The 10,054-nt window shown below is 48.5% G+C and carries 8 protein-coding genes, 14 tRNA genes and 1 rRNA gene; 3 read left to right on the top strand and 20 right to left on the bottom strand.

Annotated elements, in window-relative coordinates; genetic code table 11:
• Window positions 1–368: 368 nt before the first annotated feature.
• Window positions 369–1,982: an alpha-glucan family phosphorylase gene (gene glgP, locus ACFRAM_RS20000; protein ID WP_379467382.1), complete on the top strand. Its 1,614-nt coding sequence runs from the start codon at window positions 369–371 to the stop codon at window positions 1,980–1,982.
• 33 nt (window positions 1,983–2,015) lie between these two features.
• Here glgP and ACFRAM_RS20005 read toward each other — a convergent pair whose 3' ends face one another.
• Entirely contained in the window at window positions 2,016–3,305 is a 1,290-nt protein-coding gene (locus ACFRAM_RS20005) for a GGDEF domain-containing protein (protein WP_379467386.1), read from the bottom strand.
• A 246-nt stretch (window positions 3,306–3,551) separates the two neighbouring features.
• Here ACFRAM_RS20005 and katA point away from each other — a divergent pair, with 246 nt between their 5' ends.
• Window positions 3,552–5,009 (top strand): catalase KatA, encoded by a 1,458-nt coding sequence (gene katA, locus ACFRAM_RS20010; RefSeq protein ID WP_379467388.1) that lies wholly within the window; start codon window positions 3,552–3,554, stop codon window positions 5,007–5,009.
• Between the two features lie 244 nt (window positions 5,010–5,253).
• Here the strand turns inward: katA and ACFRAM_RS20015 are convergent, their stop codons facing one another.
• Entirely contained in the window at window positions 5,254–5,448 is a 195-nt protein-coding gene (locus ACFRAM_RS20015) for a sporulation protein Cse60 (protein WP_066377049.1), read from the bottom strand.
• Window positions 5,449–5,807: 359 nt separating this feature from the next.
• Between ACFRAM_RS20015 and ACFRAM_RS20020 the strand changes: the two genes are divergently transcribed.
• Window positions 5,808–6,263, top strand: a complete 456-nt coding sequence (locus ACFRAM_RS20020) for a GreA/GreB family elongation factor (protein ID WP_379467391.1) — start codon at window positions 5,808–5,810, stop codon at window positions 6,261–6,263.
• A 93-nt stretch (window positions 6,264–6,356) separates the two neighbouring features.
• Here ACFRAM_RS20020 and ACFRAM_RS20025 read toward each other — a convergent pair whose 3' ends face one another.
• The 18 genes from ACFRAM_RS20025 to rrf all read right to left on the bottom strand — a co-directional run.
• On the bottom strand, window positions 6,357–7,253 hold the full coding sequence (locus ACFRAM_RS20025) for a DNA polymerase III subunit gamma/tau (protein ID WP_379467393.1): 897 nt from the start codon (window positions 7,251–7,253) through the stop codon (window positions 6,357–6,359).
• A gap of 80 nt (window positions 7,254–7,333) precedes the next feature.
• Window positions 7,334–8,284, bottom strand: a complete 951-nt coding sequence (locus ACFRAM_RS20030; RefSeq protein ID WP_379467395.1) for a helix-turn-helix transcriptional regulator — start codon at window positions 8,282–8,284, stop codon at window positions 7,334–7,336.
• 171 nt (window positions 8,285–8,455) lie between these two features.
• The gene (locus tag ACFRAM_RS20035) at window positions 8,456–8,608 is read right to left on the bottom strand and encodes a YdeI/OmpD-associated family protein (protein ID WP_379467418.1); all 153 of its coding nucleotides are present in this window, start codon (window positions 8,606–8,608) and stop codon (window positions 8,456–8,458) included.
• Between the two features lies 1 nt (window position 8,609).
• A tRNA-Gly gene (locus tag ACFRAM_RS20040) sits at window positions 8,610–8,680 on the bottom strand.
• Window positions 8,681–8,692: 12 nt separating this feature from the next.
• Window positions 8,693–8,766, bottom strand: a tRNA-Pro gene (locus ACFRAM_RS20045).
• Between the two features lie 23 nt (window positions 8,767–8,789).
• Window positions 8,790–8,866: transfer RNA gene (locus tag ACFRAM_RS20050), tRNA-Arg, on the bottom strand.
• Window positions 8,867–8,873: 7 nt separating this feature from the next.
• Window positions 8,874–8,948: transfer RNA gene (locus ACFRAM_RS20055), tRNA-Gly, on the bottom strand.
• Window positions 8,949–8,954: 6 nt separating this feature from the next.
• A tRNA-Leu gene (locus tag ACFRAM_RS20060) sits at window positions 8,955–9,038 on the bottom strand.
• Window positions 9,039–9,052: 14 nt separating this feature from the next.
• A tRNA-Lys gene (locus tag ACFRAM_RS20065) sits at window positions 9,053–9,128 on the bottom strand.
• A 5-nt stretch (window positions 9,129–9,133) separates the two neighbouring features.
• Window positions 9,134–9,208: transfer RNA gene (locus ACFRAM_RS20070), tRNA-Gln, on the bottom strand.
• Between the two features lie 35 nt (window positions 9,209–9,243).
• Window positions 9,244–9,321 (bottom strand) — tRNA-Asp (locus tag ACFRAM_RS20075).
• Between the two features lie 4 nt (window positions 9,322–9,325).
• A tRNA-Met gene (locus tag ACFRAM_RS20080) sits at window positions 9,326–9,402 on the bottom strand.
• Window positions 9,403–9,443: 41 nt separating this feature from the next.
• Window positions 9,444–9,519, bottom strand: a tRNA-Val gene (locus tag ACFRAM_RS20085).
• A 7-nt stretch (window positions 9,520–9,526) separates the two neighbouring features.
• A tRNA-Glu gene (locus ACFRAM_RS20090) sits at window positions 9,527–9,598 on the bottom strand.
• Window positions 9,599–9,660: 62 nt separating this feature from the next.
• A tRNA-Ser gene (locus ACFRAM_RS20095) sits at window positions 9,661–9,750 on the bottom strand.
• Between the two features lie 3 nt (window positions 9,751–9,753).
• Window positions 9,754–9,829, bottom strand: a tRNA-Asn gene (locus tag ACFRAM_RS20100).
• Window positions 9,830–9,832: 3 nt separating this feature from the next.
• Window positions 9,833–9,909 (bottom strand) — tRNA-Ile (locus tag ACFRAM_RS20105).
• A 59-nt stretch (window positions 9,910–9,968) separates the two neighbouring features.
• Window positions 9,969–10,054: ribosomal RNA gene (gene rrf, locus ACFRAM_RS20110) — 5S ribosomal RNA — on the bottom strand; the annotation flags it as partial.

The following is a 10,054-nucleotide window of genomic DNA, read 5'->3' on the forward strand; positions in this document are numbered from 1 at the left end:
AGACACCACCATTAATGTTCTTTTTCTGACTCAAAACCAAAATAAGCAGTTGCCGCTTCATTAAAACCGCTACGGCTGCGGAGAGTTCTTCCGATCCTCCGCTCTGACGCCAGCGTAATGTCAACCTCTGATTTTAGATAGAGCCCTTATTCTTTTATTCCTTTATCTTATGGCCTACACCCCAGTTAATCAAATAATTCTCTGCATTCCGGTACAACTTTTCTTTGGCCCGCTCCTGTAAAAAGACAAGATCATGATTACCCTATCGATAAAAGGGGAACATAATAAGGAGCCCTCTGCTGATAAATTCTCTGAAGAGGCGCTTCACAACAAGTTGTTCATTCCATTCCTGATTGGGAGGCTTAGCAGTGAACGAGAAGAAATTGCCGGTGGTCGCCTATTTTTGTATGGAGTACGGCCTTCATTCCGATTTCAAGCTGTACGCAGGCGGACTGGGCATTCTGGCAGGTGACTATATTAAAGGCGCTAAAGATATAGATGCTCCCCTCATTCCCATCGGGCTGAAGTGGAAGCAGGGCTATACGGATCAGAAAATAGGTGGAGACGGTAAACCCTTCGACGCTTATCACAATTATGTCTATGATTTTCTTGAAGATACTGGCGTTAAGGTGACGGTCAATATACGGAAGATTGATGTGGTATGCAAAGTGTGGAAGACCGATCATTTTGGCAACAATCCGTTATATCTGCTGGACACGGATGTCCCGGAGAACAAGGATGCTTGGATTACAGGACAGCTCTATGGCTGGTTTGACGAGGAACGAATTGCTCAAGAGATGGTGCTTGGTATTGGCGGGGTAAAGGCATTGCGGGCCCTTGGCATAGCGGTCGATGTCTATCATTTCAATGAGGGTCATGCGGCCTTGGCCGCCACCGAGCTGATCCGTGAGAAAATGTCCGGAGGGCACACCTTCGAGGAAGCCTGGAGAGCCACCCGGGAAGAGGTTGTATTCACTACCCACACTCCGATCAAAGAAGGCAACGAAGCGCACCCGCTGGACAGACTTGAATATATGTGCGGCTTCAACGGCTTGACTCGTGATCAGATGGAACGGATCGGCGGTGAGCCTTTTAACATGACTGTAGCCGGGCTCCGGCTTGCACGGATTTCAAACGGAGTAGCGGAGCTACATGCCGCAACAGCCAATAAAATGTGGAAGACAGTCGCGGGTAGATCGGAGATTATCCCTATTACCAATGCCATTCATACCCCGACCTGGGTGGATGAACGTATCACCAAAGCTTATAAGACGGGCGGTGATTTGTGGGCCGTTCACCAGGAGCTCAAGGGCGAGCTGATCGAATTTATTGCTGAACGCTCCGGAATTACTCTGAATCCTGATAAACTGCTGATTGGATTTTCACGCCGGGCAGCCCCCTACAAGCGAAGTGATTTGATCTTCTCCAAGCCCAAGCTGATCGAGCCATACCTGGAGAGCGGGCGTATCCAGATCGCCTTCTCTGGCAAAGCGCATCCGCTGGATGATGTCGGCAAGCAAATTATCAGCAACCTGGTAGGGATGATGAAGAAGTATCCGAAAAGCGTGGTATTCCTCGAAAACTACGACATGACTATTGGCGCTAAGCTAACCCGTGGCTCCGACATCTGGCTCAACAATCCGCGCCGGCCGCTGGAAGCCAGCGGTACCTCTGGTATGAAAGCCGCTATGAACGGGGTTCTGAATTGCTCTATTCTGGATGGCTGGTGGCCTGAGGCCTGCATAGACGGTGAAAATGGCTGGAAGATTGGCGATACCTTTGAGACAGGTGATCTGGACTTTCAGAACCAGCACGACAGCGATGCGCTGTATGATACCCTTTTGAACAGAGTGGTTCCGACCTTCTATGAGAATCGCAGCAAATGGGTGCAGATGATGAAAAAAAGTATTGAGACTACGATTACTACATTCGCGACCAAACGCATGCTGGAAGAATACTATAACAAAATGTATATCAAATAAGCCGTTATGAACCATAGCCGTATCTTACACCGTCTAGACTTCCCAGTCTTCCGGCTTCTTCCCGTCCACTGACAGTGGGCGGGTTTTTGGCATATTCATACGGACTACGCTATTCCGCCCCCCTGCTTTAGCCGCGTACAGTGCCTCATCTGCAATCTTCATCAGCTCGGCAAACTGGCCGTTATTACGGATTCTACCCGTGGCCGTTCCCAGACTCCCTGTCACAAATTCGCCCGTGACGGAAAATTCGTGGGTGATCTTCATTCCGCTGATTTGTTCACGGATTGTTTCGGCAATCTCCGCGATCTCTTCCCTGCCAGTATGAAAAGCGGCAAACACAAACTCTTCACCGCCTAGCCGTGCAGCGATATCCCCAGGCCCTCTGGACGCCGCATGGATGACCCCGGCAATCCTTTTGATCACCTCATCGCCTTCCGCATGACCGTAATTGTCATTGAACTGCTTGAAATAATCAATATCCAGCATAATCAGAGAAACCTCCGTATCTGGAGCATCCTGGCTACTGAGCATCGTTTGTACCTGCTGGTCGAAGGCACGCCGATTGGGGATCCCGGTCAGATCATCGACCAGCGACAGCTTCAATAGCTCCTCGTTGGCCCGTTCCAGTTCCCGGTGTACCCTTAAGTTCTCTTGTATTTCCTGCTCTAGTCTAGCATTGCTTTGCCCTAGCAGAACTTTGCTATAGAAATTGCGGCAATAGGTCACATACAGAATCCGGGAAGCTATCCATGTGAAGAATACGAAAATGGCCAGATTTACATAATGGCCGACCAGCACCTCACCTGAAGCTTGATAGAATGGCAACCCCGCTGCCAATAACAAAGTCGAAACACCATATAACAGCAGAATGGTCTTATTGTTAAAGTAGAAAATTACCGAGATACTCATCAGATTCACGACAAAAGCCATCAACTGGCCATACAGCCGCTGATCCGCCAAAGCGACAATACTTCCCCATACCACGAATATAATCGAGTAAAGAAGAAAGACCCCTTGATATCTCCGGAATTGCTCAGGTGAATACGTCTTGTCAGGATCATATCTTCTAGCAGCAAGCAAAAAACAGATATTCATAACAATCATCAACATATACATAACAAAATAAAAGCTGAAGTGAAAGCTCTCATGTGCGTTGGAAAGAGAGGCCGTCACATCAGCAACCGTGAGTGCAGCTTCCAGACCGATGATGATTCTGGCGAACAACAACCCTCGCGCAATATTTTCCTCGAACATCTGATTCTGCAGCTGCTGCTTTTCCTTGGCAGTTAACTCGAATGGTAGCCTGATCAACCTACTCAGCATGTTAATCTCCCTTTGCCGGGGAAGAAGCCCCGGTAATCTACTGGTAACGGGTTTATTATCCTTTATCTTCTAATGGTAGTACATCATAAATACCTATTCTATGCAAATTGTGTAACTCCCCCTTGCTCTATTTATAAATATTTCTTATTTAAAATTATTATAAAAAAGGATTGCAATTTCCTCGAATCTTGTTAATATAGAACTTATACTAAATCTAAAATCAAATCCCATGAGGTGATTCTATTTATGAGTTCCAACCCTAATAACCTTACGACTAGCTGGGGGGCGCCTGTAGGCGACAACCAGAATTCCATGACCGCTGGCTCCCGTGGCCCTAGCCTATTGCAGGATGTCCACCTGCTAGAGAAGCTCGCGCATTTCAACCGGGAACGGATTCCCGAGCGTGTCGTGCATGCCAAAGGAGCCGGAGCCCATGGATACTTCGAGGTCACACAAGATTTGTCGCAATATACGAAAGCTAACTTCCTGTCCGAGGTAGGCAAGCGTACACCGATGTTCATCCGTTTTTCCACCGTTGCCGGTGAATCTGGCTCATCAGATACAGTACGCGATCCGCGCGGCTTTGCCGTGAAGTTCTATACCGAGGAAGGAAACTACGACCTTGTCGGCAACAATACACCTGTCTTTTTCATTCGCGATGCCATTAAATTCCCGGACTTTATTCATACACAAAAGCGTCACCCCCAGACCCATTTGAAGAATCCCAACGCCGTCTGGGACTTCTGGTCACTATCGCCGGAGTCGCTGCATCAAGTCACCATTCTCATGTCCGACCGGGGCATTCCCGCTACACTGAGACATATGCACGGCTTCGGAAGCCATACCTTCAAATGGGTGAATGCAGAAGGTGCCGTAGTCTGGGTGAAATATCATTTCAAAACAGAGCAAGGCGTGAAGAACCTGGATGTCAAACTGGCTGCCAAGCTTGCCGCTGAGAACCCGGATTATCATACCGAAGATCTGTTTAATGCCATTGCCGCTGGTGACTTCCCTGCTTGGAAACTCTATGTGCAAATTATGCCGGAGAAGGATGCCGACACCTACCGCTTCGATCCGTTCGACGTGACCAAGGTCTGGTCGCAGAAGGACTATCCCCTGATTGAAGTGGGCCGCATGGTGCTGGACCGCAATCCCGAGAATTATTTTGCCGAGGTAGAGCAAGCGACCTTCTCCCCAGGTTCGTTCGTGCCCGGCATTGAAGCTTCCCCCGACAAAATGCTGCAGGGCCGCCTGTTCGCTTATGCCGATGCTCATCGTTACCGGGTAGGCGCCAACCACAACAGTCTGCCGATCAACCAGCCCAAAGCGGAAGTGAGAAATTATCAGCGCGATGGAGCCATGAACCACGGCACTAACGGCGGAAGCTCTGTCTATTATGAGCCTAACAGCTATGGTGGCCCTGCGGAATCACCTGCAGCCAAACCCGCCGCGTTCGAGGTGTCGGGTCAGGCAGACAGCGTTGCTTACGATCATAATGATCATTACACCCAGCCCGGTGATTTGTACCGTCTGCTTAGCGACGAGGAACGTACCCGTCTCGTTGAGAACATTGTCGGTGCCATGACCCCGGTTGACCGGGAAGACATCAAGCTCCGGCAGATCGGTCATTTCTATAAAGCGGACCCTGAATTCGGACAGCGTATTGCCGCAGGATTGGGCTTAGAGGTACCCGATAGCGTGTAAGGTGTTCTGGTATCTATAGGAGCAGCTTATTGTAGAAGTAAAATTGGAGTGCCCCTATCACTTAATTTGTGATTCTCCAATCCCCTAACCCTTATTTATATAAGAAAAAGGACCTCAATCTCCACTCTGCAGTGGGGTCTGAGGTCCTTTCATATGTTACTAATGGATGAATCCAAAATAAATTACAACAATTAAAATAGCAATCGTTGATATTGCAGAAAGACAAGTAAAAAAGAGGCTCCAGCTATTGTTTCTCATTCGTCTTGTATACGATTAGGATCGTCGATCTCTGGTGTTCCGCACCGTCGCGTGAAGACTTGACCACAGAACCATAACAAACATTCACTACCTGTTCTTCTTGCAGTCCTGCTAAAAATTCATTCGCTTTGTTCTCCGCATAAGAATTGTCCGTATCCACGAACTCCTTGACTTGAATCATCCTAATCTCTCCTTTGTAAGAATATTAATTTCGATTTACTCAGCTTCTACCTGAGCCCCCAGAATGCACATGACGCATCACTCCTAAGGTAACATTTAATGTAAACTATTCGCAAACATAGAGTAAGGCACTCCGCAGCTACACGCAGAATGCCTTTACTTGAGCTAAGCTTAGCATTCCCCTTGCAAAGAGTCAACGGGATGGATTGGATTTACAGTTGGCAGCTGTTATACTGTGGTGAAGGCCCCGAATGATGCGGGGTCTCTATTCGTATAGACTAATGCAGGAGGGATTCAGAATGGCGAGGTTTTATATTTTATCTACAAGAAACGTGATGCTTAGAGGGGGGGAAATCTACTATGAACCATAGTCTTCTCTACCAGGGCTCGCGGACGCAACTCGTTAGCCAGCTTCTGTATTTTGACGAGGAGAAGCTGGGCTTCCTAAATCAATATTTTCCCGAGCGAAGCAAGGAAAGAGTCACGGCCGAAGCGCTGTTGTCCTGCTATTGTGTCACACTCGAACAGCTACTCGCCGATTTTAATGAAGAGCAGCTGAACTCTAGGGTCCTGATTGGCAGCCAGCTCACTCTGCGGTATCTTGAGGATGGCGAAACCGATATCTACACCATCGTGTTCCCCAATCAGGCGGAGCCCAGTGACAGCAAGGTCTCCATGCTCTCGCCTGTGGGCATGCAACTGCTATTAGCAGAGGTGGGTAGCACAAGGCGTCTTAAAGTTCCTTCTGGTGAATTGGACGTCGTCGTTGAGAGTATTACATTTGTGAATAGCGGTGAAGTGGGACAGGTCATTTGATTCCTTTCCCAGAAGGATTGGCCTAAATAACATAGATCGTTTAAAAAGTGGCCTCTTTACTGTCTCAGACAGGAAGAGGCCATTTTGGGCTGCCTATATGTATCTACTAAAGATTCTATGACCTGAATCCGGTTTATAATCAACAAACAACTCGCTAATGTCCTTGTCTACAACCACTCTGTTCAGAAGTTCTGCTCCCACCTTCGTATTATTCACCATAGTATCCACCAGTTGTTTTTGCTCGGTGGTGAGCTGTATGTAATCGGCCGGAAACTTGCGGCATTTCAACACCATTCCCAGCAGGGCATCCGTGGTGCGTGTACTAAGTTCAATGATCTCCTGTATGTATTTGCGCGTCGTTTCTACCGTGCTGACATACTGGTTTATTTTAGCAGCCTCCGTATTAGCTCGCTCAGCGAGTTTTTTATTCTTTTTATACCTAAGAAGATCGACGTTCAGGATAGCACCGCAGCCCAGAGAGCCAGCTAGTCCCAATAGAGAGGTCTCCTTAGTGGCATTTCCTTCTCTTGCGGTAGCCTGTATCTCATTCCTAAGCCAAGGTAGCTCAGCATGGGTCGAGCCTGCACTGCTAAGCGTAGTTCCAGAAGCCCTTGTACCGAACGTAGTGGCAATGGCCAGCACCGCTGTTCGTCCATGAGAAGCGACACCCCTACCGGCTATAATATCCGTAGCTGGCAGTCCACCAGAAGTGTGACTTGCCTTGCTAATCCTCAACTCCAATGTTTTCAGAAGACCACAGAACTTTTTAGTCTCGATCTTGATTACCTTTAACTCCGTATTCAGTACCACTGGTTTGTTGCTCATGGTATTGATGAAGTCCCATGCTTCATTAATTATCGTCTGGAGTTTCTGTCGTTTATCCAGCAGCTGCTTCGCATCCTTAATAAAGCCTTGTTTCTCTGCTTCATAGGTGGCCTGTACCTTCTTCATATTCCCAATGGCATCTTCCCGCTGACCTTTGTTGAACACCGGTTCGCCCCCTCATGAGCAATAATAGATGTAATCAAGCTCTCTCTATGGGAGTATACCTAAAATTTGGATAATGGTCACTACCGATACAGGTTTCTCCATTGCTCCAGTTGCAGCTTCAACTGCTCTCTGGCAGACGACGGCTCCAGAATCTCGGCATTAGGTCCGTATTGGAGAATCCATTTCATAAATTCCTTCTCGTTATTGACGGTAACCTCAAAGAGCAAACTACCATCCTGCTCATCCCTCATCCGTGGATGTACGAATAGCTCCTCCTCTTTGATATACCGGGCCACCTCTGGAGAAAAACGAACTTTGAAGTTCGTATTTTTGTTTCCCCGATCAATTGACCATGTGTTTTTCAAATATTGCTTAATGTTGAAGCCGCCTTTGTCAAAATACTCTGCCGTAATCTCCACCTGCTGAAATCGGCTAATTCGGAAGGTGCGAATGGCCTTCTTCAGATGGCAATGCCCGACAAGATAAAAGCGCTGATCGCGCGGAATCAAATAATACGGATCAATCTCCCGCTCTGTGACCGCATTACGGCTCTGCGAGTGATATACAGCACGGATACTTCTTTGCTCCAGAATCGCCTCAATAATAGGCTGAAGAAAACTTTTGCTCTCCTTACGATAAGCTGGCGTCCCCATCTGAATAATATCAGCAATATTCTCAAGAATACCGTTCTGCCTGGATTTCTCCTTCAAATGCGTACCCATCACCTTAGCGTAGCCAGTATGAAACCCCTGCGGGATGTTATCCTGATTCAGGACAGAAGGCAGTAGGGAAAACGCCAGCGCCTCCTCTTCGGAGAAGTCCAGCGGGTACATGAAGAACTTGCCCATAAATTTATATCCCGTTCCCCTTCCTTCATTTGTTATAGGTGCAATGTGACTCAACAGCTCTAGGTCCCGGTAGATTGTCCGGATGTTCACATCACATTTAAACGCCAGATCGGAGGCAGTGATTCCCGGGTTAGACTGGACGGCATTGATAATTTTGAAAATACGAATTACTTTGTCTGTCATTATGTATGCATTGCTCCTTTGTTGCTATGTTACAAAACCATCCATTTGCAAATTGAATATAGCAGCCTCTCCAGTCTTTACGCTGGTGACATATATCCGTTCCATTGCATAATAAAAAACACGGAGAGCAAAAGCCCCCGTGTTCGGATGAAGCTATGTTTTGCCAAACCATTATTTCAACCTGAGTCCTTCGGCCAGCTTACCCACTGATTTTTCAATCCGGGCTGCCCGTGTCACTTGGCGCTTCGCTCCCTCGATCCAAGCAGCTAGGTGGACTAAACAAAAAAAGGCACCTGCCCGGAATGGGCAAGTGCCTCTTGTTATAAGCGGGTGATGGGAATCGAACCCACGCTATCAGCTTGGAAGGCTGAAGTTCTACCATTGAACTACACCCGCATAGATATAAAATCGGGATGACACGATTTGAACATGCGACCCCCTGGTCCCAAACCAGGTGCTCTACCAAGCTGAGCTACATCCCGACAATCAGTTGTGTTAATAAAAATGGCGCGCCCTGAGAGATTCGAACTCCCGGCCTTTTGATTCGTAGTCAAACGCTCTATCCAGCTGAGCTAAGGGCGCAAAATTATGGAGCGGACGACGGGAATCGAACCCGCGACCCTCGCCTTGGCAAGGCGATGCTCTACCGCTGAGCCACGTCCGCAAAACATGGTGCGCGTGAAGGGACTTGAACCCCCACGTCGTGAAACGCCAGATCCTAAGTCTGGTGCGTCTGCCATTCCGCCACACGCGCACACTTTAAAGAAATGGTGAGCCATGAAGGACTCGAACCTTCGACACCCTGATTAAAAGTCAGGTGCTCTACCAACTGAGCTAATGGCTCATAAATGGCTGGGGATATAGGATTTGAACCTATGCGTGACGGAGTCAAAGTCCGTTGCCTTACCGCTTGGCTAATCCCCAACGTTCATGAAATGGTAATTAAAACTTGTAAAGAATGGCGGAACCGACGGGATTCGAACCCGCGATCTCCTGCGTGACAGGCAGGCATGTTAGGCCAACTACACCACGGTTCCAAATTGGTTGCGGGGGCAGGATTTGAACCTGCGGCCTTCGGGTTATGAGCCCGACGAGCTACCGGGCTGCTCCACCCCGCGTCATTAAAAGCATATCTTATTGTCTCCCGAAGGAGGTTACATGGTGGAGGCTGAGGGGATCGAACCCCCGACCCTCTGCTTGTAAGGCAGATGCTCTCCCAGCTGAGCTAAGCCTCCATAAATATGACCCGTAGGGGATTCGAACCCCTGTTACCTCCGTGAAAGGGAGGTGTCTTAACCCCTTGACCAACGGGCCATGCTGCAAAACCAATCAATTAAACGTTACATCGCTTGTCCACTAAGGATAAAAACTGCGAACGGAGAGAGAGGGATTCGAACCCTCGAGACGCTTGTGGCGCCTACACGATTTCCAATCGTGCTCCTTCGGCCAAACTCGGACACCTCTCCAAATGGCTCCCCGAACAGGACTCGAACCTGTGACAACTCGATTAACAGTCGAGTGCTCTACCAACTGAGCTATCAGGGAAAATGGTGGGCCTTAGTGGACTCGAACCACCGACCTCACCCTTATCAGGGGTGCGCTCTAACCAGCTGAGCTAAAGGCCCTTTTTACTACATATGTAAGCAATGCGGCAAAAAAATAACCACAGGCTTTGTGGTTGTCCGCTTGGCGGCGTCCTACTCTCCCAGGACCCTTCGGTCCAAGTACCATCGGCGCTGGAGGGCTTAACGGTCGTGTTCGGGATGGGTA

The sequence above is a fragment of the Paenibacillus sp. NPDC056722 genome, from assembly GCF_042790635.1.
Taxonomy (GTDB): domain Bacteria; phylum Bacillota; class Bacilli; order Paenibacillales; family Paenibacillaceae; genus Paenibacillus_AQ; species Paenibacillus_AQ agri.